Source organism: Pseudomonas fluorescens (assembly GCF_902498065.1).
Classification (GTDB): domain Bacteria; phylum Pseudomonadota; class Gammaproteobacteria; order Pseudomonadales; family Pseudomonadaceae; genus Aquipseudomonas; species Aquipseudomonas fluorescens_BJ.
Genome location: NZ_CABVIR010000006.1, coordinates 196,149 through 221,648, shown reverse-complemented (window position 1 = coordinate 221,648; position 25,500 = coordinate 196,149). Strand labels below are relative to the sequence as shown.

Here is a 25,500-nt window from a genome sequence, read left to right as displayed (position 1 = left end):
CACTATGAGCAATTACCTCCCCGTCATCGGCATCACCATGGGCGACGCCTCGGGTGTCGGTCCGGAAATCATCGTCAAGAGCCTGACCCACGACGTCGTCTATCAACAATGCCGACCGCTGGTGATTGGCGATGCACGCCGTCTCGAGCAGGCCAATGTCATCGTCGGTGGCAGCGCCAAAGTACGCCGCATCAAGGACGCTTCCGAAGCGCTTTACGAGGCCGGCGTGATCGACTGCATCGACCTCGACCTGATCCCCGACGACCTGCCGTTCGGCGAACTCTCGCCCATCGCCGGCGACGCCGCTTACCAATACATCGCCCGTGCCGTGCAACTCGCCGAGGCCGGCCAGATTGATGCCATTTGCACGGCGCCATTGAACAAGGAAGCGCTGCACGCCGGCGGCCATAAATACCCCGGCCACACCGAAATGCTCGCGCACCTGACCAACGTCGACGAAGTGTCGATGATGCTGGTGGCGCCGCAGCTGCGGGTGATTCACGTCACGACCCACATCGGCATCATCGACGCGATCCGCAAGATTGAACCGGGCTTGGTTCAGCGCACCATCGAGCGCGGCAACGCGACGTTGATCAAGGCCGGCATTGCCAGTCCGCGCATCGGCGTGTGCGGGATCAACCCGCATGCCGGTGAAAACGGCCTGTTCGGTTATGGCGAAGAGGAAGAAAAAATCATCCCGGCGGTGAAGCTGTTGCAGGAACGCGGCCTCGACGTCACCGGCCCGCTGCCCGCCGACACCCTGTTCTTCCGTGCCGGACGCGGCGACTTCGATCTGGTGGTCGCGATGTATCACGACCAGGGCCATGGCCCGGTCAAAGTGCTCGGGCTTGAAGCGGGCGTGAACGTCACCGTCGGCCTGGATGTGATCCGCACCTCGGTCGACCACGGCACCGCGTTCGACATCGCCGGCAAAGGCATCGCCGATGAGCGCAGCCTGCTCGAAGCGCTGCGCCAGGGCGCGGAGTTGGCCACGCGTAGGGGATGAGCCGCACGGGCGCTGTCGTGTAAGATCGACCACCGTCCACCACGCGAGACCCACCATGAAAGCCTCCGAACGCCACCGCGCCATCCTCGACCTCGTACGCATTGGCGATGCCAACGTCGAGCAATTGAGCGCGGCGCTCGGGGTTTCGGAAGCGACGGTGCGACGCGACCTCACCATGCTCGCCAAACAGCGGCACCTGGTGCGCACCTATGGCGGCGCCACTGCCGTGGTCGGCGTTCATGAGCCGGAAGCCTCACTTGAAGAGCGCAAGACGTCTCAGTGGGAGCAAAAAGATGCGATCGCCCAGGCAGCTGCGGCGCACGTCCAGGACGGCGATACCGTCCTGCTCGACGGTGGCACCACCTGCGCTGCACTGGCCCATCATTTGTGCTCGCGACAAGACGTGCACGTGGTCACCAACAACCTGCTGGCCGTGATGACCCTGGCCAACGCGCCGGGCATTCGCCTGACCTTGATCGGCGGCGATTTGCGCGGTTCGAGCATGAGCACGCTGGGGCCGTTGGCCGAGCTGACGTTGAGTCGGTTGAGCGTCGACAAAGCCTTTCTCGGTGCGGACGGCGTGGTCGCTGAGTTCGGTTTGTGCGAGGCGAGTGCGCAGCAGGCGTATCTCAAGGAATGCATCATCAAGCGGGCGGCGCAGATTGTGGTGTTGGCGGATACCGACAAACTGGGCCGCGCCCGCCAACAGCATTGGACGCCAATTGAGCGGGAGTGGCGGTTGATTACCGGTGCTACTGCCGATGAAGCGGCACTCGCACCGTTTTATGCGCTCAAGCAAATCACCGTCGAAACCGTGATCATCGCTTGATTGCCCGCCTCCCAGCGCTGTATTCGAAACGGTTTTGTGCATAAATCCAGATTTATGATCGTTTTTGAGCAAATAAAATCGTTTTTACGCATTTTGGTCAGTTCGACAGTGCCCAATTCAATGATCGGAGCTCAAATTGTTATGCTCTGAATATTCGTTTTTATGCATTCCCGCCGAAAAATAATCATTTTTATGCGGCGAAACCTGATTTTGATCGTTACTCTTCATTTTGTGGTGGTTGATTCGGCCGAAGTTTTGAAAGGAGTGTGACGTGAGCGAGTTTCCCGTAGACGCCATCGGTGCTGCCTGGCTAGCAACAACTTTCGACGTGCGGCCGATGGCACGGCTACCCGTGTTAAGTCAGGTCGGTAGCCGACGGTCAACTCAGGTCGAAGATGGGTTTCGTCTTGAGACCTTTACGGAAAACATGCGCCCCGATTCGGACTTTTCATCCCATCTGCAATTTCACCTGCGGCATGAAGTCCCGAACCTGGAGTTCTTGACCAGACTGTTTACCAAGGTGGGTGCTGCACCGGTACAAGGCTGGTTGAATGACGAACCCACCGGCCAATATGCCCGCAGGTCAGCGTTCTTGTTTGAGTGGCTCACTGGCGAGCAGTTGCAAGCGCCAGAACCCATAGGCGGTAAGTATGTCGATGCCATCAACGCCGACCTGATGGTGGCAGCTTCACCCGAAGAGGCGGTGAAAGTGCCGCGTTGGCGAGTGAATGACAACCTGCCTGGCACGAGCTACTTCTGCCCAATTGTCGTCAAGACTGCAGCAGTCAAGTCAGCAGCGGACCTCGATGTGCCTCACCTCTTTGGTCAACTGACCGCAGAGTTTGGCGAAGCACTTCTGCTGCGCGCCGCCGCATGGATGACGCTCAGGGAAAGCAAAGCCAGTTTTGCCATTGAAGGGGAGGCGGATCGTTCTACGCGTATCCAGCGTTTCGCAGATGTGTTGGCGCGAAGAACCGGACAGGGCGAACTGCCGCTCACCGATGCTGCACTGGCTGAGATGCAAGAAGAAATTCTTGGCGCAGTGACCACACTGACACGCTTGGGGATTCGGCAATCTCCGGTGTTTGTTGGCGAAACTGTGCGTTATCAGGAAATTGTCCATTACGTCGCTCCCCCGGAGAGCGATCTGGAGCGGATGCTGGAAGGCATTCGCGTCTTTCTGAATCGTACTCAAGGGCAATCCCCGGTCATGCGCAGTGCTGTAGCCGCGTTCGCTTTCGTCTATATCCATCCACTGGCCGACGGCAACGGGCGGGTCCATCGCTTTCTGATCAACGACATTCTGCGTCGTGATGGGGCCATTCCAGACCCGGTGATTCTTCCGGTTTCAGCTGTTATCACCGACGATTCTGCTGAGCGGCGTCTTTATGACAGCGTGCTGGATCAGGTTTCAAAACCGCTCATGCAAGGCATACGAGACCAGGTAGCATTCGCCAGTACTCGTACGCAGTACCCTGACGGCGTGGTCTCGAATATTGAATTCACAGGCCAGGATCAGGCCCGCCCGGTGTGGCGCTATCCCAACCTGGGGCCACACGTTGTTTTCATGTCTAACGTCATTCGCCGCACCATCACCGAACAGATGCGTGAAGAGTCGCGCTATTTACGCAGCCACATAAGGGCCAGGCAGGCAATCAAGGAAATCGTTGAGATGCCTGATCAACAAGCTGATCGGCTCTTGCGATCCATTGAGCAGAACGAAGGGACACTGAGCAACGTACTGGCCAAGGAAATGCCTGTGCTGACCAGGCCGGATATCTGGGCTGCCATCATCGAAGCTGTGGCTCAGTCTGTTCGGGGGGAGGAGCCGATAGACAGTGGCGTGAGCGATCGATACCACCCGAATCAGCCCGTGGGTAGATGACCGATTTACACAAAAAGCCCCGATTGATTCGGGGCATTTTATGCGCGCTCTTTCGGTACGCGTGATGGCGTTACTGGCTGCGATTGTTCATCGGTGCGTCCAACACCTTCACCACATCATCAATGATCGCCTTCGTCATATCCTGCAAGAAATGCGACGCCCAACCGACAGGAGCGGCGCAAACGCTGCTTCGTGTAGCGAGTCAGCATCCTGAGGCGTTGCTGGACTTGCAAAAAGTCTAGGGCTAGTGAAAGGCCAGATTTACACGTAACTAATCTGGCCATTTAAAGATTACTGTTCCATTTTTTCAGCGTACATCTCGAGCTAGTCATTACACCACGTAACTAATGATGTTCCCGCCCCCACCTTTATCCCCACCCCCCAAACTCCTACATTGAGCTCCAACACCTACCCATCATCCCGATGAGCAGGTCACTGGAGATCTTCCTCATGCCTTTCGTAAGCGTACGCATTACCCGCGATGGCGTTACCTCTGAGCAGAAAGCTCAGGTGATCGCTGAAATCACTGAAACACTGGAGCGCGTCCTCAAGAAGGACCCGCACCTGACCCACATCGTGATCGAAGAAGTCGACACCGATAACTGGGGTTACGCCGGCATCACCACCACCCAGTACCGCAAGCAACTGGCTGAGAAGGAGGGCAAGTCGTGACTGCATCGGTCTCCATCGATTTCATCTCCGACGTGGTGTGCCCTTGGTGTGCATTGGGCGCGACGGCGTTAGAGCAGGCGATTGCGAACGTGGCCGGTGAGGTCTCGGTAGAGCTGACCTACAAGCCCTTCGAGTTGAACCCGAACATGCCGCCGGAAGGCGAGAAAGCCGTCGAGCACTTGATGCGCAAATACGGCCGCACTGCCGAAGATGTTGCCGCCGGTAAAGCCATGCAGATCGCTCGCGGCGAGGCCATCGGTTTCACCTTCGATCTGGAGAAGCGCAGCCACTTCTACAACACGTTTGATGCGCATCGGTTGCTGTTGTGGGCGTTGCAGGAAGGGCGGCAGGTTGCACTGAAAAAGATCCTGCTACGCGCTTACTTCACCGACGGCCAGAACCCGAGCAATCGCGAGACGCTGGTCCGTTTGGCAGCAGAAGCAGGGCTGGATGCGGCAGCGGCTCAAGACGTGTTGGCGTCCGGCGCGTTTGCCAAAGAAGTGCGTGACCTTGAAGCGTTTTACCAGCAGCACGGCATCAATTCGGTACCGGCCATGGTGCTTAACGGCCGTCACCTGGTGTCCGGTTCACAGTCGGTCGAGTACTACGAACAGATGTTGAGACAAATGGCGAAGGAACCCGCCGAAGCTTGATTCATTACTTTTCAAACCATCATTTATGAGTAGAGGTTCATCATGAGCAATTCGAAAAAAGTCATCGTTATCACTGGCGCTTCCCAAGGTCTCGGCGCAGGCATGGTCAAGGCATTCCGTGATCTGGATTACAAAGTTGTCGCCACTTCGCGTTCGATCAAGCCATCCACCGATCCGGACATCCTCACCGTGGCCGGCGACATCGGCAACCCGGAAGTCGCTCAACAAGTGATCCGCGAAGCCATCGCACGTTTCGGCCGCGTCGACACCCTGATCAACAACGCCGGGATCTTCGTCGCCAAACCGTTCACCCAGTACACCGCTGAAGACTACGCCAATGTGCTGTCGGTGAACCTGAACGGCTTCTTCTACATCACCCAACTCGCCATTAACGAGATGGAAAAACAAGGCAGCGGCCACGTCGTCAACATCACCACCAGCCTGGTCGACCACGCGATCGACGGCGTGCCATCGGTACTGGCCTCGCTGACCAAAGGTGGCCTGAACGCGGCGACCAAATCCCTGGCCATCGAATACGCCAAGCGCGGTATTCGGGTGAACGCGGTTTCCCCAGGCATCATCAAAACCCCGATGCACGGCGAAGAAACCCACGCAGCACTGGGCGCTCTGCACCCGGTCGGCCACATGGGCGAAATCAGCGACATCGCGCAGGCGGTTGTGTACCTCGACAGCGCCAACTTTGTCACTGGTGAGATTCTGCACGTGGATGGTGGGCAGAGCGCGGGTCACTAAGACCTGACCTGATTGTCCGCAACGCCGTCGATCACTATCGACGGCGTTTTCATTTGGAGAGCGCACCATGAACACCCACGTTCGCAAGGTTTTCCTCATCACCGGCGTCAGTTCTGGCTTCGGCCTGGCCTTCTCGCAAGCAGCACTGGCAGCGGGGCATACGGTGGTCGGCACCGTACGGCGTGAATCCGAGCGTGCTGCTTTCGAAGCGCTGGACGCCCATCGCGCCAAGGCATTTGTGCTCGACGTCACCGATTACCCGGCAATTGATCCGTTGGTGGCCGAAATCCTGCGCGAAGCAGGTCGGATCGACGTGCTGGTGAACAATGCCGGTTATGGTCATGAGGGGATTCTCGAGGAATCGCCGTTGACCGAAATGCAGCGCCAGTTCGACGTCAACGTGTTTGGCGCGGTCGCCATGATCAAGGCGGTTCTGCCCGGCATGCGTGAGCAAGGCAGCGGGCACATCGTCAACATCACCTCCATGGCCGGCTTCATCACCTTGCCGGGCATCGCCTACTACAGCGGCAGCAAATTCGCCCTTGAAGGCATCAGTGAAGCACTGGCCCAAGAAGTGGAAAGCCTGGGTATCCACGTGACGGCCATGGCGCCGGGCTCGTTTCGAACCGACTGGGCGGGGCGCTCGATGATCCGCTCGAGTCGCACGTTGAGTGATTACGACGCGGTGTTCGATCCGGTCCGCAAGGCGCGTGAAGAGAAGAGTGGCCAGCAGGCGGGTGATCCGCGCAAGGCGGCGCAGGCATTATTGACCCTGGTGGCGGCTGAGAAACCGCCGGTTCATTTGTTGTTGGGTAAGGATGCGGTGAGGTTGGTGCGGGAGAAGATTGCGCGGCTTCAGGCGGAGATTGATGCTTGGGAAGGGCTTTCTGAGTCGACGGATTTCGACTGATCGAGGCCCTGATTGCGTTGACGATCAAACGGTAGAAACAACAAAGCCCTCGTATTTCTACGAGGGCTTTGTTTTGTATGGTGGCACCAGACGAACGATAGCCGTCAGCCGAACTAGATTTTCCGTGGGTCTGGAAGTCGGTGGAAAATTTGGCGTACCCCTACAAGTAACTATAAATAAATCAGCTAGCTATGGCGTTCGGTGGAATCGAATCCGGGATTTTTGTCAGCACGTTGTCGTCCTTCAGATGTCGCGCGTACAGGCTCCTCTGTTATTCTGATTCAAAAATCATGCGTTTGGATGAGACGTTATGTTGCATTCAATAAGTTATCAAGCGACAGATATGTCGGCTAATTAATGGTGGGGGAAGCTGAGTATGCATCGCTTAATAGAAAATGGACTTGTTTCTATCAGCATTGCGATATTATGTTCTGGTTGCACATCCTATTCGTCGCAGCCGACAATCAACAAACACATTGAACCCGAAGAAAAAGAAAATATCTTCAGCTTTAGTTACGAAATGAACTCTCCATGGAAAGATAGTCGCTTTGGCAAGGACGCATACGCAGCGACACTAAAATTTATTCCAAGTGCGCAAGATGCCAGCTCAAACCCTACAGCTTCGACCTTTCCTACATTAGAAATAAAAATCTCAGAATTTTCATCTGGCGGCGCTTGCGCACAAGATTACTTAACGGGCTTGAGTCTTGGTTTAATTCCTAGCTGGTGTACAAGACCAAACCTTTTCAAGTTTAATTTCATACTGAATAAAGATCGCAGCGTTTGTAGGCAAAAAACGTATTCAATAAGCTCCACGTCGTTCTCACATCTCACAATGATTCCCTTCGCCCTATTCAATGCGAACAATCAACCATTAACGCTCTATCAGGCCGCGCTAAAAAATTTCCTTCAAAGAGGTCAATGTACAACGTCCTAAAAGGTATGTTCCGTGCTTCGCCCGCCGCTTCGGAAGCTAATGTCAAGCATTGGGGGCCGTTTGAGATCGAAACTTATCTTAGGTGACCGTCTGCTTCTGGACCGTTTTCTGACCTTCGTTTAGCGGTTGAACTGCCAGGGTTTTCCTAAGCGATGAGTGAATAATTGCATGGTCAGCGAATAGTAATAGCGCGTCGATTCAGTATGTTGGTTTAGGTGGTGATTCAAAAGCCACGCCATGGAAAAAAATCTGTCCCTATTTCTGGTCCCTGTTTCTGCTTTTTTCTACGGCTTATTAAATTTCCAATTTGTATTTGTGTCTGATTTTGCTTCTCACAGAGGAAAGCAATTCATGGAAGAAGGGTTGTTCGGCTTTCCCGTGCGCCGCGTGGGAGCACATGTATGCAATTACGTCGGCAATTTCAAACAGCTCCGAGGCGCAGCCTCCGATATTTGGAGCGGTATATAAGACGGGCCCCGTACCCATATCGTTAAAACCTCTAGCCCAGTAATGCGCTTGGCAAGCATTGTCGCCGAGGAATTTCACTTTGGTGGAGTCCAACGCTACGAATACCTCCATTTGCTCCACGTTTGGCACCTTCCCACCAAGTTGGCTTGCGAGGCCCATTTGGGCAAGCAATCCAAGGATGCCTTTTACATCAAACTTAACCGGAACCTCGACAGTCGTACCACCGCTCTCGAGGACGATGCTGCCAGAATCCCAAAAGGCTCTATAGGGGGACGTCCGATCGAGGTTAACGGGGGGGGGGGGGGGGGCTCTGTCGGCGTAACCGCTGGTATAGCCTGCGATTTTTTTCGGGGGCAACCGGATCCGGGTTGGGGGCGAAATCTGAAGATCACAAGATCGCAGCCTTCGGCAAATCCTACAGGGGGTTGCGGGGTGTTTTTAGGCGTTGGATTTCTGGATGTCAGAAACAACAAAGGCCCGCATTTCTGCGAGCCCTTGTTTTATTTGGTGCGGCACCAGGAGTCGAACCAGATGCTAAATGCCGAAAAAATTTGAAATTCATAGATGGAAATACTTTCTCTACCTCTAAAACTACCCTAAGTTTTGGAGTCGCTTTAGGGCTTGGCGAGTGAAAGATAGAGGCATAGTGAATGATTTTGTCTAGGGGGATCCGCCGGAAATGATGTTTTTTATTAAAAGTATGTGATTGTTTGAAGTGGTCATGATGTGTTGAGTCTAATTAGACCCAGTTTTTTCAATCAAGTTAGCCGCAATCCCATCCCTGAAATGGTAGAAGGATGCAACAAAGAACCAGATAACTTGAATTACACCGAGCGGCATTGTTGGTTTTACCACCATTCCACAGTAAATGACCGCCGAGACTACAACAAGTAAGAATCTATGTGCGGTATAGAGGCCGTAGTGTTGTTCATTGGCCTTAGCTTTCGCTTTAGCTACCGCCTTGGAAACTTTATACGTAACTTGGCCAAAAACAATGCATGCGCCTAACGCCCAGTCGGATGATAAAAAAATATCTTGCCAATTACTTAAATAAAATTTAATACCGACTAACAAAATAAACGGCATAGCTACATAGATGTAATCTGCCATTAAATCTGCGAACAAAGCCCGCCGGTTGCGCTGATCAGACATCGAGAGCATTTTGATAGTCTCGATTTCTATGGATGCTCAATATTTTATGAATTTTTGCTCTTCTGATCTGTGGCCGTCCTTTACCGTCAGGAGGGGTATAGATAGAGTATGATATTTCTGCGTCCATAATATCTAGAGGGCCGATGGGGGCTATCAAGCCCGATTGGTATCGATGTAGCCAGTCCTTGTCAACTATTTTTGCCGGAAACTTACGTTCCATGGCGGCGCTTTTGAATGACCATACTGAATTGCCCTCATTCACCTGCACCATAGTATATAATTTATCTTTTCCGTTAAAGTCAGAAGTGTCGCCAATGAACATTTTACTGGCGTCGCCGCTAAATCTCCACTCGGTATTGAATGCCGATAAATATTCGCTATTTGCCGCTCCAAGTTGCACTACTTCACCCAGTTGTAGCTTTTTGTTGGCATTTGAAAACTCAGTCAGAACGTATGCCAAACCTTGTCTATCAATGTGTGGGGGAACAATGGCTTCCGGGATTTTTTTACTAATATCTGCTTCCAAAGCAGTCGCTATAGAGTTTACTTCAGCCTCGGTTCCGGTTTCAGATACATGCATTAATTCGGAGCTTAAGGCGCTTCCAGAAGCATATAGAGCCTCCTCGATGTAGTTTGCAATGGAGCTTCCGACGCTGCCTAGTTTGCTTATTATTGAGCCGGTATCAACAGAGTTTAGCTCAAGTTCAAAGGCGATCTCCAAATCAACAGAATTTGCCAACAACTGGCACAGATCTTGATAGGCGTTTATATAGAGGCCCATAGCTTCAAAAACCTGAGCAGGGTTTTTTCTTTTTTGAAGGTAGTCAATTTTGATGGCAAGCTCGGTGTTCATTACAAATCCATTTATGACGAAATTTTTTGAAAAATGAGGATTGACATCTAAGGATGGACCCTGAAGCTGATTTGATATTATATGGCTATTATTTTTTATGCAAATGCTAGTGATCACATCAGTTGTCATTGGTAGGCTAGGCTTCGACCGTTCGGAACGGCTGTTTTCAAGGTAGGGAGATATCACGTCGTTATTGGATGCTTTGGCTGTGGCAGGGTAATAGACGAAGGTAAAATCAAAAGAAAGGAACTGATGTGCCTCTATAGGGTATTTAAATATATCCACCCCCCATTAGCTTTTTATAATTTGCTTATTCCGTATTTAGCATGAAATGGAGATCAAGATGCGGAATTTTGATCCACCGAAAAAATACATCATTTATAAAATTGAACAACAATTCCATCAATTAAATCGTCAAAAGTAAGTATTTCAAGATCTTTGTAGTCGCTCATAATTTCACGCCAAACATCAGAGTCAAAATCGTGTCTGCGGCCAACAATCAGCCATCTGCGTGGCTTGTGTACCTTGAAACCATATCTTTGTTCAAACCATTTTCTGTTGTTAGGGTCATCAAAATAACTCGAGTAAACTCTAGTTTGAGAAATGTATGAATTCAGCCAGGCACCAAATGTTTCTCTATTACGGCCACCTACAATTGCATGCTTTCCGATGTCAGGAAGCTTAAACTCTACAATGTCCGCATATCCATTGGGCTGTACTACAAAAAAATCCGGCCTAATGGGGCTGCGCGGTTCGCTCTGCCATTCACACGTGAGCTCTGAGTGGATCTCTATCGCACCAAACTTCATTGTCAAAATAAACTCGTTTTCTTTTCTTGCGATGTGCGATGTTATATCTGGTTCCGTATTGTCTTTGTTTCCCCATACCTCTATAAAGCGATTTATTTTTGGCAGTTGAATATACTTATAGTCATCCGGCATTGGGTATGAGTAGTTTGCATCGTGATTCACAAGTTTTTTCATGTTTGAAACGCTAAATGATATGCAGTCGGATTTTTCTTCCGAACCATCAAAGTGAATAGGGAAAAAGTCCAACCACTTTATTCTTCGGGATTTTAAACCGGATTCATCTGCATCAAAAAACATACCATTTACAATTCTTGTGAATTGTCCAGGCATTGGCTCTGGACTCGGTATATTGAACCCCATAATGCTATTTTGAGCTGCGAAGTTCCAACCTAGCTCTGAAAGTTTATCCCATCCCTTGTTTGTAGGAAGTAGTAGATCCTCACTGAAGGGAGGGAGGGGCATAGACAAATCTAAAGTTGAATCATATTCAAAGCCGATAATTTGTTCAAATAGATTGCAATCCTTAGTTGAGTAGTCGTGACATTGCACATGCATAACACCTTCGTTTTTTAGCTCGCTGATCACCTCGGGGCCGGTATATTCAATCGCAATATGTGTGCGCCCGACATAAACAATAATTCCCTGATGGTCTAAGAGAAAGCCAGGTACTGTTTTTATTAATGCTGGGTTGTTTTTTATGTGGTTGTATAATGGTCCCCAATATTCTTTCATTAATTCTTGTAAGAATACTGTTACTAAAGGTCTGATTGTGGAATGAATATTTTCTTCTGTCATAGAAAATCCGATGGTTTTTAATATGTGATTTGGCTGTCTGCGACAAAAATATTCTTTCTAGATATTGCTCTCAGCAACAGATTTAATATGACGATCTGGTCTTCTAGATGTCAATGTTTCTGGATATATAAGTTGTAAGTACGGAAGCAGTGCGTGACTGCTGTTTGTTCTTCCATTTACAGATATGGGCGAGTTTACAGAGCGTATTCGATCAAAGTGTTCATTGGTTTTTTTTCTGTAACGGAATGGGAATTCTATTTCCAATTTATCATGATTTTCTTTTATATTGGCGTAAGGACGGCTATATTCGTCGGGGAAGAACTCGTGGGTTACTGAAGAGCCTGTAACTAGGAGCGAAAAAAGGCTCGATTCAGAATGGTCTTTCACTGTCTTTTGGTTTGAGAAAAGAGCTTTATTTAAGTTGTCAATGCAGTTGTAAATGTGGCCTATTGATCTTAACATAAAGTGGTTGTATGAGAATGCGGTGTTTACGATGCCTTTGTATTTTTTATGTATTTCCGGGGCCGGTCCACGTTGGTCATTTTCCCCTGTTGCTACTCGAATATAGAACCCATGAACTTTGATGTTGTGATGATTTGTTAAAGTGGTTTTAGCAATCTCAGCATGGTCGTGTTTAAGTTTATTCGCTATATTTTTGAAATCATTATGGAAAAAACTTACTCCGTCTAGCAATCTTGAGTACGGTTTCGATTTCTGATGCTTCAACCATCGTGGTACATCTTTGTTGTCGGCACCATTTGGAGGTGTAAAGCATTTTATTATAAGAGGAAGAGAGTCATAGAATTCGTCCACCGAAAATATAAGTTGAGCTACGTGATCTAAGCTCTCTACGAAATGCGGAATGTCTGTGTCTGATAATTCGAGTATTTTTTTATGTGCTTTGGTTAATTTTTGAAGCTTTTCTGTCAGAATGTCAGCCGGATGTGGAAGTATGTTTTGATGTTTTTCATGATAAAGCACACTTGAATCTGCATTCACGAGATTGCTATAAAGCTTGAATGAGCCGCCTTTGTCGATCGTGTTTTTCCCCATTTTTAAGTCCTTGAGTGGAAAAATAATGCCAAATCACAGACTAAAGTGGGTGTGAGAAAGAGGCTATTGAGCGTCCTTCAAGTGCCCGTCTGCTATTGGTTGAAGTCTCTCCCTCGAAGCTAGCAAAATGCCACTTCCTCGTCTACCCTTTGACTTTGGCCGGTTGCAGGGTTTAGGGCGTTTTTTGAATTTCCAAGATTTAATTAAGCGCACTGCGATCGATTGCATAGTCAATACGTAATAGTAACGAGTTGCTTCTGATTGCTGGTTTAGTCTGTGATTCAAAAACCAAATGAGATGCTTTCTCTGCCAAGTCCATGGGTTGTCGCGTTGCCAGCGCTCAACGATTGCTGCTTGGATAGTCTTTGCCTGACGAAGGTGGCGTTGGCGTGTGGTATGCGACCCGGTCAGGACGCCTGACAGGAACGGCTCCATATCGAATGGCTTGCTCATACTCGACCACCAATGTAAGCCGATACCACGTCAATACGACTATGCCCCAATTCGTAGCTGATTTGCGCTCTGGCCCCCTGATCTAATTGTCGACCGAACTGGTGGCACTTGCCGTCGTTGATAGGCGCAAGGTGCTGCGTGATTTGCTCATAGCGTTCACACGCATAGGCTGCCCGCAATTCGTGGAAGCCTTTGAGGTTGTGCTTATGGAGGAGGTCCCGTGCGGGGCGGACGATTTTCCGTTGGAAATCGAGGTAGCTTTCGTTCGGCGCAAGCAGATTGTGGCTGCCGTCGGGTGAGACCTGTTCGGCGAATCTCAGCGCTTCGCCAATATGTTCATCCTCCCTGATCCAGCGAGGTGCCGAGGCACCTGAGCGGCCCCCTTTGGTACCATCCTGGATGTTGATTTTGCCGTATTGTTCGGCCTCACGTTTTAAGCGCGGTAGGTCAGCCAAAATGGCCTCGCGTAAGCGCATGCCGGTGGCTCGCGCCAACTGAGCGATGGCCGCCGCGCGTGGCATTTGGTGTTCGCAGAGAACGTCGACGATCCGCTTCACGTGTTCGCGATCTTGACCTTGCGGCACCGAGCGACGAACACTGGTGCGCCGCATTCCCAGCGTCTTGCTTGGACTCGGCACTTTCACATACTGATCACCGCGAAGCGCAGCCATGGTTCGGTTCACGCTGGACAACCTATTTTGCGCGGTGGCGATGCAGACAGCCCCTTGTTCAACTTGCTTACGCAAATGGCCGGCGTAGTCCAGCAAAGTCTGCCGATCAATTTTTCGCGCATCGTTAAGCCCCGGCCCATCCTCCGAGCGACACCAGCGCACAAACGCCTGCCAGCGATCACTGTGCGCTTTGACCGTGCCGTAATGCCCGCCGCCAAATAGATCTTTCAGCGCCTGTGGCCCGGCATAACTCAGTTGTCGGCCATAGCCAAAATTGCGCCCGTGACGTTTACCTACCAGTGCCATGATCGAACTCCTCTCGAAGCCAAAACTTCTAAAACCTTCCCCACGTCATCCCGCCAAGAATGCTGAGTGTTATCAGGGATCAAGGCCCCTGCGACCTGTGAGGTTGTCCACCGACGCGGGACTGGCGGCTCCTTACGACCGGGAGCGAGGGCATCCCATGATCTGGCCTCCTGAACACCGATACCGGTGGGCGGGTGGAGGCTGCATTGGCTGACGAGACCAGCGCCGCGAGATCCTGAGTCGGGTGAAGGCAGTGAGGTGATGGCCGGGGCATGCCTGACTGTCAGTCAGGTGCAGTCCATTCCTTGGGCTGCGGCACCATCATCTGCATCGCTGTTGCTGGTGACTTCGGTGTTTGTCACGCCGATTGTCACGAGGGGGAATGCCGCAAAGCCTTGTACGAGTTGGGCTGCAGCAGCGGTTGGAGCGCCCGTCTCTTTCCGGGAGAAAGAGACGGGCGCAGGTTGGCGCAATGAAATGGCCAAGCGGAAAGGTTGCTGCAGGGCGGCTGGGGAGGGATGTATTTGCCGCAATGGCAACGATCTGAAGTAGGCATCCATCACTCGGTGAGTGACCGTGCGAGCCGCCGGACGCTAATCGCACTTTGGGAGAACCACCACGGTGTGGCGTAGCCTTAAAGGTTCTGGCTACCTGGGTTGCTGTCAACGACAGCACTTGCCCGATCTTTTCTACGCCTGTGGATAATTTGGGTCAAGGCTCGAATTTTCGGGAACTCTGCGGCTGTGGATGAAATTATCCACCGGTGGAAATCAGTGGTTTTCCACAGACAGTTGCGTGGGCTTTAGATTTTTTAAGTGAGGTCCATCCAAGCAGGGCGGCTTTGCAGCCCTGTTTGGATGGACCCGCGTGGACAACTGGCTGCGCCAAACGGATGGCAAGATCCAGGACAAGGCGATAGAGCGTGAAGTCGAAGCCCTGGACAACACCGAGAGCTTCCAGAACCACACCAGGACGGTGGACGACCATTCGACCGAGTCAGTGGGTGGCATCAAGAAGATCGAGGCGCTGGGCGCGCTTAAGCTGCTGTCGGGCGGAACCGCAAGCCTGGCGGCGGTGGACGATCTGCACCAAGCCACCGGTCGAGATCTGAACCAGGTGGTCGGGCAGAAGCACAATGCCACGGTGGGTGGCGATATGGAGGAGAAGATTCAGGGCTTGCGCAAAAGCGTGGCCGGGGTCAGTCAGCATCTGCAGGCGCCGAAGAACTGGATCGGGTCCGGCACGGTAAACCTGTTTCAGGTGGTATGCGATACGCTCGATCTGCTGCAGCAAATGAACACTCAACTGGCAACTCATACACACGCACCAGGACCAACACCAAGCCCGACCGATGCGGCGGCATTCACTGAGAAAGCGGGGCAAGCTTCTGCGCTATCAGCTTTGCTGAAACCGATAACGCTTTGAGTTGAACCTCCGATTCAACGCATTTGAACAGGGGGGAAACATTCGAAAAATTGTTAGTAATTTTTTGGTAGCTCTAGACTGCTATTCAACACCGTCGATCACTATTTTCATGCCGTTGTTTTCGTGTTGTTTTGTGTTGTTTTGTGTTGTCTTGTGTTGACGTTTTCAATAGCGTTTTTATGTTTGAAATTCAACTTTCACGTGTTGTAGGCCAAATTAGCCTAAGTTGCCGTAGGCACATGTGCCTAGTGCAGATGACCGTTCGTCGGCTTGTCTCGCTTTGAGGCAGAACTGGTCGACACCCACAGTGAGTGTCAGCAAGAAACGTCGGCTCCAGCCAAAGCCCTGTAAACCTTGGGCTGTGTTAAAAAATGTGGAGAGAGGTGTATATACACAGGGAGTGTAAAACGAGAAAGCCCACCGGGAGGTGGGCTTTGGGTGCATGTCTTTAGATTGAAACGCCGTGAGAAACCTATGATAAAGTCCCTTCACCTGCTCACCAAGACATACCTTTGCAGCGTCAGAACTCAAAGGCTATGGCTTAGTGACGGACCCGTCAAGCATGGATAAAGCGTTAATGACGCCTAACTTAGGTTAAGTTATTACCGAGCTAAATTATCCTGTGGGATAATAATAGTTGCCTATAGGTAAACTATTCTGTTTTTTGGGGACGTGGCTAAGGTGAGTAGGAGGTCCTGCGTTGTGCAGTTTTGCGCAGGTTTTCTAGGCTCAGGAGTTTAACTAATGAATGTTTTCATTAGGTTTGTCCCGGAAGAGTTGATCCGAGCGTTGCAGGCCGCATATTGGTCTATTCGCTTGATCAGGGTTCTTCAGCAGTTGTAACGCAACGTCAGCAGGGGCCAATCGGCCCCTGCTGGTGCATTCAGTTCTAAATTCACCCCAGACGGCACCACCAGGATTGCGCATAGGTGCAGCCATCGATGTACTCAATTCCGCTCAATACAAAGCCAGTCACAGCCATCCCCGCCAGCGTTGCGTCCAGCAGCCTTGGTAGTGGATCCGGATCAAGAGGCATTCCAACGTCTATCCTGGCCACATTCGCGCTTCGGCCCAGTTCGACGTTGTTCTCCGAATTCACCATTACATTGCCCTTTATCGCCTGATAGCGTCGTCGCTCCTGTGGACTCAACGCAACGCCGAGTCGTCGCATCGGGGTAACAAGCATATGCATGTGTGTTACCACCTATCCGTGGGTTGGTAATCAAGCAAGGTTTCTACTGCATACGCGAGAGCGCCATCGGCTTGCTCCAGGAGATCGCTAAGATCATCCCGGTTTATGACTTGAGCTCGATGCAGGGCATGGGCTTCAATCACTAGAGTCTTGTGGTGAGCACCAGGGTGTGCAAGTAGAGATCCTTCGTCTTTGAACATGGCTATCCACCGATCGACCGCAACGTCTCGATCTACTGTCGTCTCAGTGCATTTTTCGTTCATCAAACGCTGCCTCAAGCTTTCAATGTACTGTATGCATGAACAGTACATTGAGTAGCCTTTTTAGGCTACAACTTCCCGACAAACGCGGGTCGACGATTAGGGGCGAAGGCCTGTCACCAGCGCGCTCTCATAGTTTGCCCCAAAGCCATTGGATCGCCGCCAAGCCCGGTAGGGCAGCGAAAGCACCCAATAGAAGTAGCTCCCAAGGGGTCAGAAGGTGCTGAAAAGTATTTAGGTATCCACGCCGGTTTCTAACATCGGTGAATCGCCACAATCGCATGCGCCAGGTATCGAGAAAGCTTGGATGCTCTAAGCGACTTTCAACTCTATTGAAAGAAAGAAAGCGCGGCAGGAGAGAGGCCAGCCAGTCGTATGTTAGTAGGTCCGTGTTGTAGGTGAATGCATATAGAAGGGGCTCCTTCCTCTGTTCCTCCTCCAGATTGGATGCGGGATATTCAAAGAACACCTGTATCGAACCGTCCGCCGGTGAGTGGTGGATGATGAGTTCTGAACCCCGTTCAAGGTCTAACCGAGTGTTTTCGCCATCTGCCGTTCGAGTCAACAAACCCTCGCCCGTGTATTCCGAGGCAAAACGAATGTGAACCGAGGATGCTCCTAAGATGAACTCGCCCATTGAGTCTGGGTGGGGTGACCACTCAGGCTCTCTGACCATTAAGCGAACTCCATCTTTTTCAGCCTCGAGCGCGAAAGCACGAAACACTTCTACAGCCCGTTGCGCATGAATAGGCCAGTTTCTGATCATCCGTTCTTTTCTGAACTTGTTGGCTTTTCTTTTGCGCACCTCTTGTCGCCAAATTCTCTTTACGTTCATTTTTCCGTTTGCTCCTTCCCTGTTCAGTCCGATCCTATCTCGTTGGCTGAAGGTGGGAAACGACTCATTCGGTGAGGCTGACCTGCGCTGTGAGCAGATTCATCGTCAGCGGAGCGAAAAAGCGGCTTCGAAGAAAAAAACGTATGAAAAAGCACTTATCCCCCTCCCGCCGACGGGCTTTGCGTCCGTTTTTTGTGCAAATTCGGATGTAGTGCAAACGAGCCTGCAGCCCAGGCGGGCCGTGGGGCTCTGCAGGCGATCGGCAATTTCACAGAGTGCAAAGTTTTGAAAGGAAATGCAGCGCGGTTGCACAGCGATGCAAGGGGCGGTCACAGATGGGGGGCGCTGGGGGGGGCCGGTTTCATTGGACGAAAACTTTGAAAACGTGGGTTTCGGTGTGTTTTCCAAAACACGCACGATCTTTTCCGGGTGGCAATTGCCTACATGCGGTGGATCTGTGAATCCCCCTATGGCCCATATGCGGAAAGGGTTGCAGGAGAATTACAGCGTCTCAGAGAATTTCACGCCTCCTCAGCGTCAACCATTCGAAGGTGAGGCAGTTCGCTCATGTTCTGCAGGCGCGTAAATTCTTTGGTCACGATCGGGATCAGCACGCGGTTCAGGGCATCACGCAACTTCACAGCCTGGTCTTCGCTCAGCTTCTTTACTGTCCCGGTCACACTGCTGGCACACAACACATTGTCGGGATGAATGCCCAAGTCATCCATGGTGCCGTCGATGTAACCCCTTAGATATTCGCCGCGCTGGAACAGAATCGAGCTTTCGGGTGCTTCCTGGTAATCCCAATGCACCTCCCAAGCCGCGCCTTTCTTGATCATTTCGATGATGGGTACTGCTGCTCGGGATGCTGTCTTACGCATGCTTTTTTCCTCGATCAGTGCGCGCCGGGGCATTTTGAAGAATAGCTATGGGATGCCCCATTAAAGTTTTTTCAACCTGACCCCCAAATCCCTGTCAGACCATGGATATCTGTCAGCAAATGCTCTGGAGGCCTCGTATTTGCTGGGTTTCAGATCTGACACCGGGGCTGGATGTTTGTGTCAGTTTTGCCATTAAAAACAAAAACCCTTTATAAATCAGTTACTTGAAAACTTCGAGTCTGACACTGCTGTTTTGTCAGGTTTTGACAGGTCGCTGACACCTTTCTGACATTAGTGAAAACAGCTGAGAGCCTTGATCTAGAAGGGTTAGATACTAGTTAGAATAGTAATCTGACAAAACTGACAAGCTTTTGAGGGGTCAACCCTAATTTTTTTTCCTTCGCATAAGGGGCGTTTGGACACACGTGTACACATCGCAACCGCTCTAAAAACTCGACCTATCACAATGCGACAGTGCTACTTCTCACTGCACCACTACTGAGCTATTGGAGCTTCTATTCCCACGGTGGCGATGCAAAAGGCTCGGAATGTTTGATCGCCTTGTGACGTCGGATCATTAGGGCCATTTTTGCTGTTTTTCGGACAACGAAGAGCGACAGGACCGCTCCCACAATCGCAATCGCAATGAAAATTCCAATGCTGAATGGCCAAGGCTCAATAAGGATGTACGCGTCTCGGAGCGCTTTGCCTGCCCCTATGTAGCAAACAGTGGAGATGAAGAAGGCGATGGGTCTTGAAAGCGGTAATCCTTCTCCGGAGACGGCTGAGACTAGAAATATCAGATATGGAACCAATAGTGCGAAAGCTAAAAACAGGTTGAGTGAGGCCGTTTGGTATTCGTCTTTTTTGGACGGGAAGTCTTCGAGTGTGATGGAGTTAATCCCAGCGATACGGGCGCGGGGTTCGAAAAATGGCTGTTCCCCGGATGTAATAACTGAGAATGAGACGGTGTCTTTTGGATTTAATAGGATAGGTGCGATGGCGATTCGTTGATCATCGAAAGAAATTTTTACTGGGATGTTGTCTGGGACGGTGGTGGTTACCTGGGCGCTGACGAGTTTTGCACCACCTGTTGGGAGAATCTCGATAGGAGATTCGAAGTCAGCACTCAGCACCGGCTTCGAGCCCGTGTTTATCAATTCGAAGGATGATAGATACGGAGACTCAATCTTCTTTCCATTTAAAAATATCTGAAGGTCTTGAATATTTGCTGCTGGTTGCAAGGCCGAAGTAGACAGCAGTCTCAAGCCTATCGATCGGGAAGAGAAATCTGCTTGCCACAGATAAACAGGGATGACCACACCCGCAATCGTTGCGATGAGGGTAACGAAAAATTTCCAGTCCAATTTTTCCCAGCTCATCGTAATTCCTATCATCAGAAACCGGTGGTCAGAAATCGGCAGTGGGCATCAGCGGCCATTGATCTGAACGTGCTTTGAAAGTCATTGTTACGTCGCTTGTTACGTGTAGAGCAAAAAAAAAGGGCCTGCATCGCTGCAAGCCCTTATTTTGTATGGTGCCGGCACCAGGAGTCGAACCCGGGACCTACTGATTACAAGTCAGTTGCTCTACCAACTGAGCTATACCGGCGTGTTAGGGCGACGATTATAGCGATTGCGTTGGTTCTGTAAACCCCTGAATTCAGACTATTTTTACGCAGGCGTCAGACCAGCCCCGCAGACGCTTCTGCGGGACTGGTCAGCGAAGCATTACACGCCGTTTTTGACGGCGTTGATCAAGTCCTGACTCAGCACCTGCGCAGGCGCCACTTGCACGCTTTGCGTATAGAAAGGCGGCAGGTTCTGGGCCAGTGTCGACAACGCCTGGGCAGTGGTATTGCCCGGCAGCAGCACGTATTGCAGGTTGGACGGATAGCTCTGCGGCACGGGGCCTTCCATGGTCGATCCGTAGGCGCCGAAGGTCATCACTGCTTGCGGCGTTGTTGGGTCGGGGGCGTAGAGGAAGACGAAGGTGCCGTATTTCGGATGTGTCAGGTATTGCCCGGCTTCAGCACGAACGGCCGGGTCGGGGTCGTTCATCAGGGTCCAGCGCATGACGGCATAGCTGCGTGTGGTTTCCATGAACGCTGTACGAATGGGCGACAGGTTCTCCGCGCCGCCCAGGCACACCAGCAGGTTGCCGAACGGGTCGATCAGCGCCACTGAGTTGAATACCGGTGTGTTCGGGTTGGGTTGTGCTGTTTTCAGCAGCGGCGGGGCCAGTTCTGCACCGGGGTCGCGTGGGTTCGCCGATTGCACAGTCAGCGCGAACGGGCTAAGCGCCGTCAGGGCCTGGCGCACTTTGCTGTTGGCGGGCAGGTTGGCCGGGTTTTGCAGTTGATCTGGAGGCAGGCCACTGTTGTTGCTGGCATCGCGCACGGTGTTGACGCTGGCGGAGAAGATCGAGCTGCACAGAAAGTACGCCGCCGAGTCGATCGTCTGGTCGGCAAACACCGGGCTGTTCGAACCCTGATAGGCGCGGCTGACCGGCGCTGCAATCGCGTAATAACCCCAAGTGTCCTGCGCCTGCTGGCGGATTTGCGGCGGCAGCGATGGAAAGGTGAACTGGCTGTTGTAGTTGATGCCGGCGTAGTCATCGATCGCACTGACGGCGACGTTGAATCCTGCAGTCAGCAGCGAACCGGCGCACATCGCACACGGGTCGAGCGTGGTGACGACGGTCAGTTGATTGGGTGGCGGCAGGTTCAGTGGGGCGACGTTTTCGTAGTACCAGTCGACCAACTGTCGTTCGCCGTGGGCGGTCGGGTCGTGGGGTAGAAAGTAGGTGGTGCCACTGCCAGGAAAAGGCATCAGCACGTTGTTGTGCATTGCAGCGATGACCTCGCCCGTTGCGTTGTTGATGATGGCGCCGCCCACCGCGAAGGTTTGCTGCAGCGCAGCGTAAATGGCTTCGTTGGCGACGGTATCGACGGCTTCCTGCGCACTGTTCAATGTGCTCATTTTTCCCAGCTCCTTGCTGTCCCTGACGTCAGAGAATTCTGGCGCATGGCAAAGATAGTCGAGGATTTCCGGGGCGTTTATGTTCTTTTGGCTTAATGCTTATGCACAACGAGGAGTTCGACGCACGCGGTTAAGATCGAAAATGTGGATCCATTCTCATTTTCTCGCAAATGCCTGTTTTTCCGGTTTTTTATTCGAGTGTACGAAAATTGAACAGTTTGGTTTCAGCCCTGAAACAGGCTGGTAGATTGGATCCACGATATTTCATCAACAGAGTTATCCACAGGCTGGGGCCGTTTAGGTGCGTTCCGCCAGGAGCAGGAGATTACGTGGTGTGAGTGGGGTTTCGCAGAAAGTGCCGAGGCGAACGGTATAACCCTGATCGGCGAGGAATAGTGCTCGATCAAGGTTCAGCCAAAGCTCCAACGGACGTCGGAAAAGTCCGCGCAACAGCTCCAGGTTGCGTACCTCGGCCAGCCGTTGCCAACCGGCGGCCTCGATGGCTGACCAGTCTTGCGGGCCGACTGTGGATAACTCTTTAAGCGCGGCCAAATGATGGCAGTAGTCGGCAAAAGATCTGTCCAGCCAGGCGCTGGGCAGGGAAGGCGTGGGCAGGTATTCATCAACGCCGCGCAGTTGCCGTTGCAGCAGGTCGAACGCCAGGCGACGGGCCATGGACGTATCGCGCTGACGTCGGACGCGGGCACCGGCGGTGACGGTTTCGCTCATCGGGAGTGAGAGATCATCGAGTGACAGCTGTAGGTCTGAGCGCAAAGCGACAGAGGAAACTGGCTGGTACGCAGCAAGACTGATTCTGTTGTAGCAACACGGCGCAATGGCCATTTGTTTGCACCCGGCGGCGCTGGCGAGCTGGATCAGGCGCACATGCAGATCGCCACAGGCATGCAATGCAACAGGTGTGTGATCGGCGTTCAACAAAGAGGCGGCGTCAGGCGCGAGTACATCTTGTTCGACATGCAGCGCATGCAGTTGATGACGCTGGCTGAGCGCCTGACCGCTGAGGACGAGTGCTGGATCGTATTCGAGGCAAGTGAGCAATTGGCCGGGTCGCAGCAACCGTCGCCCCAAGTGGCCCTTGCCAGAACACCAATCCAGCCAATGCATCGACGGCGCCGCAAACGACAAGCGGCGGGCAAACGCCTCGATCTGCTGCCACTTGCGCCCCGGCACATCGACATTCAAGCGATGCCCGGCTGTCTCCAGCGCACGAGCGGGTAACTCGCCCACCGAACCCAGTTCAAGAGATAGCGCCGCCAACGAAGCAAACGGCTCCGGCGCATCCAGCAGACAAGGTTGGTTATGACTGTTTTCCGCGTCTTCCAGCGACCGTCCACGTAGCCATCCAGCCAACTCCGGGTAGGACGCTTCCCAAGAAAGTTGCAGATGAGTAAACGGTCGAGGCTTCCACAGCGCCTGATGCTCGATCAGAAAAGCATCCAGCGCCGTGAAACGGGTGAGCAAGGCGTCGCCCGTCAACACGCAGGAATCAACGCCCCTGGCAGGCATCGACGCGCAACCAGCGCTCCAGCAGCTTGAAGCCGCGAACCAGCACGTAAGCCATCAGCAGATAGAACATGCCTGCGGCGAAGAAGATCTCCACCGGCAGGTAGGTTCGGGCAATGATGGTGCGGGCCATGCCAGTCAGCTCCAGCAGGGTCACGGTGCTGGCCAGCGCGCTGGCCTTGAGCATCAGGATCACTTCGTTGCTGTACGCCGGCAAGCCGATGCGCGCTGCGCGGGGCAGGATGATGTAAAACAGCGCTTTCGCTCGGGACATGCCCAAAGCGCGCGCCGCTTCAATCTCGCCCGGTGGAATCGCCTGAATCGCACCGCGCAGGATCTCGGCGATGTAGGCCGCGGTGTGCAAGGTCATCGTCGCCGTGGCGCACCAGAACGGATCGCGCAGGTACGGCCACATCGAGCTGTTACGGATCGCATCGAACTGCGCCAGGCCGTAGTAGACCAGGAACAACTGAACCAGCAACGGCGTGCCCCGGAAAAAGAAGATGTAGCCGTAGGGGAATGCGCGCACCCACCACAGGCGCGACGAACGCGCGATGCCCAGCGGGATTGCCAGCAACAGGCCGGCGATCACGGCGATGGCCACCAGTTCCAGGGTCAGCGTTGCGCCCTGAGCCAGTTTTGGCAGCCACTTGATGATGACTTCCCAGTTCATTGGGTGCTCCTCGCGAAGCCGCGAGCGGCGCGTTTTTCCATGAAGTGCATGCCGGTCATGGCCAGAATCGTCAGACCCAGGTACATGAACGCGGCCACCATATAGAAGGTGAATGGCTGTTTGGACACGGTCACGCCGATTTGTGCATGACGCATGATTTCTTCCAGGCCGATGACTGATACCAGTGCGGTGTCTTTCATCAGGATCATGAACAGGTTGCCCAGCCCGGGCAGGGCGATGCGCCACATCTGCGGCATGATCAGCTTGGTGAAAATTCGGAATTTCGACAGGCCCAGAGCCACGCCGGCTTCACGGTGACCCTTGGGGATCGCCAGAATTGCACCACGGAACACTTCCGTGGCGTAGGCGCCGAAGCACAGGCCCAGTGCAATGACACCAGCGGCGAAGGCATTGAGTTCGAGATCGGGATTGCCGAAAAACTCGCCCAAGGCACGCATCAGGTTGACCGTGCCGAAGTAGATCAACAGCACCCAGAGCAACTCCGGGATGCCGCGAACCAGTGTCGAATAAGTGCCGCCAAGCCATTGCAACGGCTTGTACGGGGACGTTTTGGCCAAGGCGCCGAGCAAACCGAGCACCAGCCCGAGACACAGGGCCGAGAGTGCCAGTTTCACAGTCATCAGCGCGCCAGCGGCGAGCGCCGGGCCGAATCCGTAGAGATCGATAGTCATGGATTTCTTTTCAAATCGCGGCAGGCAACGCCGGGGACTGGCGCCGTCAGAGAACGGCGCCGGTCCGGCAGGTCAGAATCAATAGATGCTGAACGGGAAGTACTTGTCGTTGATCTTCTTGTAGGTGCCGTCAGCGACGATTTCTTTCAGCGCGACGTTCAGCTTCTCGCGGATCGGGTCGTTCTTGCGAACGGCGATACCGATCTTGTCGCTTTCTTCCACCGGGTCACCTTTGAATTCGTAAGGGCGACCGGCGTCGCTTTTCAGCCACTCGTAGTTGACGTATTTGTCCGCCAGGATGCCGTCCAGACGACCGGAAGTCAGGTCGAGGTAAGCGTTTTCCTGGGTGTCATAGAGCTTGGTTTCAACGTCTGGCATGTTGTCTTCAAGCCAGGTGCCGGCCAGCGTCGCGCGTTGGGCGCCGATCACTTTGCCCTTCAGCGCGTCTTTGTCGGTTTTGAAATCGACGTCTTTCTTGGCGATGAATTGCAGCTTGTTCGAGTAGTACGGGTCGGTGAAGTCGACCGCTTGCTTGCGCTCGTCGGTGATCGACATCGAGGAGATCAGGAAGTCGAACTTCTTGGCGTTGAGGGCCGGGATGATGCCGTCCCAATCGGACGTGACCACGGTGCAGTCGACTTTCATCTTGGCGCACAGGGCGTCGCCGATTTCCTTGTCGAAGCCGACGACATTGCCACTGGCATCTTTGTTGTTGAACGGCGGGTAGGCCGCTTCGATGCCCATCTTCAGGGTTTCGGCCATGGCACCGGCGCTGAATGCCAGGGTGACGGCGGCTGCCAGGAAGACCTTTTTGTAGTTCTGCATGCGGGTA

The 25,500-nt window shown here is 52.7% G+C and carries 23 protein-coding genes, 1 tRNA gene and 3 pseudogenes; 11 read left to right on the top strand and 16 right to left on the bottom strand.

Features of this window, described 5'->3' with window-relative positions:
• Window positions 1-4: 4 nt before the first annotated feature.
• The 3 genes from pdxA to F8N43_RS21270 all read left to right on the top strand — a co-directional run bounded on the left by pdxA (window position 5) and on the right by F8N43_RS21270 (window position 3,720).
• Complete coding sequence (pdxA, locus tag F8N43_RS21280) at window positions 5-1,006, top strand: 4-hydroxythreonine-4-phosphate dehydrogenase PdxA (protein ID WP_150654319.1); 1,002 nt, start codon at window positions 5-7, stop codon at window positions 1,004-1,006.
• Window positions 1,007-1,061: 55 nt separating this feature from the next.
• Entirely contained in the window at window positions 1,062-1,835 is a 774-nt protein-coding gene (locus tag F8N43_RS21275) for a DeoR/GlpR family DNA-binding transcription regulator (protein ID WP_150631836.1), read from the top strand.
• A gap of 271 nt (window positions 1,836-2,106) precedes the next feature.
• Window positions 2,107-3,720, top strand: coding sequence for a Fic family protein (locus F8N43_RS21270; protein WP_150654318.1), 1,614 nt, complete (start codon window positions 2,107-2,109; stop codon window positions 3,718-3,720).
• 70 nt (window positions 3,721-3,790) lie between these two features.
• Here F8N43_RS21270 and F8N43_RS21265 read toward each other — a convergent pair.
• A pseudogene (locus tag F8N43_RS21265) lies at window positions 3,791-3,883 on the bottom strand (DUF3077 domain-containing protein); the annotation flags it as partial.
• Between F8N43_RS21265 and F8N43_RS29600 the strand changes: the two are divergent.
• The 7 genes and pseudogenes from F8N43_RS29600 to F8N43_RS29360 form a co-directional block, all read left to right on the top strand.
• A pseudogene (locus F8N43_RS29600) lies at window positions 3,882-3,962 on the top strand (transcriptional regulator); the annotation flags it as partial. The pseudogenes F8N43_RS21265 and F8N43_RS29600 sit on opposite strands and share 2 nt — an antisense overlap.
• A 208-nt stretch (window positions 3,963-4,170) precedes the next feature.
• Window positions 4,171-4,392 (top strand): tautomerase family protein, encoded by a 222-nt coding sequence (locus F8N43_RS21255; protein WP_008025002.1) that lies wholly within the window; start codon window positions 4,171-4,173, stop codon window positions 4,390-4,392.
• Complete coding sequence (locus tag F8N43_RS21250; RefSeq protein WP_150654317.1) at window positions 4,389-5,045, top strand: DsbA family oxidoreductase; 657 nt, start codon at window positions 4,389-4,391, stop codon at window positions 5,043-5,045. Before F8N43_RS21255 ends, F8N43_RS21250 begins: the two co-directional genes overlap by 4 nt.
• 42 nt (window positions 5,046-5,087) lie before the next feature.
• Complete coding sequence (locus F8N43_RS21245) at window positions 5,088-5,798, top strand: SDR family NAD(P)-dependent oxidoreductase (protein WP_150631833.1); 711 nt, start codon at window positions 5,088-5,090, stop codon at window positions 5,796-5,798.
• A 67-nt stretch (window positions 5,799-5,865) separates the two neighbouring features.
• A complete protein-coding gene (locus tag F8N43_RS21240) occupies window positions 5,866-6,708 on the top strand; it encodes an oxidoreductase (protein ID WP_150654316.1) in 843 nt (280 codons plus the stop codon).
• 376 nt (window positions 6,709-7,084) lie between these two features.
• Window positions 7,085-7,645, top strand: coding sequence for a hypothetical protein (locus F8N43_RS21235; protein ID WP_150635856.1), 561 nt, complete (start codon window positions 7,085-7,087; stop codon window positions 7,643-7,645).
• Between the two features lie 237 nt (window positions 7,646-7,882).
• Window positions 7,883-8,113 (top strand): hypothetical protein, encoded by a 231-nt coding sequence (locus F8N43_RS29360; protein ID WP_150635853.1) that lies wholly within the window; start codon window positions 7,883-7,885, stop codon window positions 8,111-8,113.
• 735 nt (window positions 8,114-8,848) lie between these two features.
• Here F8N43_RS29360 and F8N43_RS21230 read toward each other — a convergent pair.
• The 5 genes from F8N43_RS21230 to F8N43_RS21205 all read right to left on the bottom strand — a co-directional run bounded on the left by F8N43_RS21230 (window position 8,849) and on the right by F8N43_RS21205 (window position 14,205).
• Window positions 8,849-9,265 carry a hypothetical protein gene (locus F8N43_RS21230; RefSeq protein WP_218173616.1) on the bottom strand — a complete coding sequence of 139 codons (417 nt, stop codon included), beginning with the start codon at window positions 9,263-9,265 and terminating at the stop codon, window positions 8,849-8,851.
• On the bottom strand, window positions 9,258-10,118 hold the full coding sequence (locus tag F8N43_RS21225; protein ID WP_150654314.1) for a hypothetical protein: 861 nt from the start codon (window positions 10,116-10,118) through the stop codon (window positions 9,258-9,260). Before F8N43_RS21225 ends, F8N43_RS21230 begins: the two co-directional genes overlap by 8 nt.
• A 374-nt stretch (window positions 10,119-10,492) precedes the next feature.
• Window positions 10,493-11,722, bottom strand: coding sequence for a Shedu anti-phage system protein SduA domain-containing protein (locus tag F8N43_RS21220; RefSeq protein WP_150654313.1), 1,230 nt, complete (start codon window positions 11,720-11,722; stop codon window positions 10,493-10,495).
• A gap of 57 nt (window positions 11,723-11,779) precedes the next feature.
• Window positions 11,780-12,775 carry a hypothetical protein gene (locus tag F8N43_RS21215; protein WP_150654312.1) on the bottom strand — a complete coding sequence of 332 codons (996 nt, stop codon included), beginning with the start codon at window positions 12,773-12,775 and terminating at the stop codon, window positions 11,780-11,782.
• A gap of 449 nt (window positions 12,776-13,224) precedes the next feature.
• Complete coding sequence (locus F8N43_RS21205; protein WP_150654311.1) at window positions 13,225-14,205, bottom strand: integrase domain-containing protein; 981 nt, start codon at window positions 14,203-14,205, stop codon at window positions 13,225-13,227.
• An 864-nt stretch (window positions 14,206-15,069) separates the two neighbouring features.
• On the opposite strand from F8N43_RS21205, the pseudogene F8N43_RS21195 reads away from it, so the two are divergent.
• A pseudogene (locus tag F8N43_RS21195) lies at window positions 15,070-15,630 on the top strand (hypothetical protein); the annotation flags it as partial.
• A gap of 895 nt (window positions 15,631-16,525) precedes the next feature.
• On the opposite strand, the gene F8N43_RS21190 reads toward F8N43_RS21195, so the two are convergent.
• The 10 genes from F8N43_RS21190 to F8N43_RS21140 all read right to left on the bottom strand — a co-directional run bounded on the left by F8N43_RS21190 (window position 16,526) and on the right by F8N43_RS21140 (window position 25,493).
• A complete protein-coding gene (locus F8N43_RS21190) occupies window positions 16,526-16,822 on the bottom strand; it encodes a hypothetical protein (RefSeq protein WP_150654309.1) in 297 nt (98 codons plus the stop codon).
• Window positions 16,823-17,212: 390 nt separating this feature from the next.
• Complete coding sequence (locus tag F8N43_RS21180; protein ID WP_150654307.1) at window positions 17,213-17,917, bottom strand: hypothetical protein; 705 nt, start codon at window positions 17,915-17,917, stop codon at window positions 17,213-17,215.
• Window positions 17,918-18,438: 521 nt separating this feature from the next.
• Entirely contained in the window at window positions 18,439-18,798 is a 360-nt protein-coding gene (locus tag F8N43_RS21175; protein ID WP_150654306.1) for a hypothetical protein, read from the bottom strand.
• A gap of 515 nt (window positions 18,799-19,313) precedes the next feature.
• Entirely contained in the window at window positions 19,314-20,180 is an 867-nt protein-coding gene (locus tag F8N43_RS21170) for a hypothetical protein (protein WP_150654305.1), read from the bottom strand.
• 153 nt (window positions 20,181-20,333) lie between these two features.
• A tRNA-Thr gene (locus F8N43_RS21165) sits at window positions 20,334-20,409 on the bottom strand.
• 119 nt (window positions 20,410-20,528) lie between these two features.
• A complete protein-coding gene (locus F8N43_RS21160; protein ID WP_150654304.1) occupies window positions 20,529-21,779 on the bottom strand; it encodes a nucleoside deaminase in 1,251 nt (416 codons plus the stop codon).
• 297 nt (window positions 21,780-22,076) lie between these two features.
• Window positions 22,077-23,306, bottom strand: a complete 1,230-nt coding sequence (locus F8N43_RS21155; protein WP_150654303.1) for a methyltransferase — start codon at window positions 23,304-23,306, stop codon at window positions 22,077-22,079.
• Window positions 23,287-23,976, bottom strand: coding sequence for an ABC transporter permease (locus F8N43_RS21150; RefSeq protein ID WP_008041034.1), 690 nt, complete (start codon window positions 23,974-23,976; stop codon window positions 23,287-23,289). The genes F8N43_RS21155 and F8N43_RS21150 overlap by 20 nt, the downstream gene beginning before the upstream one ends.
• Window positions 23,973-24,668, bottom strand: a complete 696-nt coding sequence (locus F8N43_RS21145; RefSeq protein WP_129439296.1) for an ABC transporter permease — start codon at window positions 24,666-24,668, stop codon at window positions 23,973-23,975. The genes F8N43_RS21150 and F8N43_RS21145 overlap by 4 nt, the downstream gene beginning before the upstream one ends.
• A 78-nt stretch (window positions 24,669-24,746) precedes the next feature.
• Entirely contained in the window at window positions 24,747-25,493 is a 747-nt protein-coding gene (locus F8N43_RS21140) for an ABC transporter substrate-binding protein (RefSeq protein WP_150631828.1), read from the bottom strand.
• Window positions 25,494-25,500: the final 7 nt, after the last annotated feature.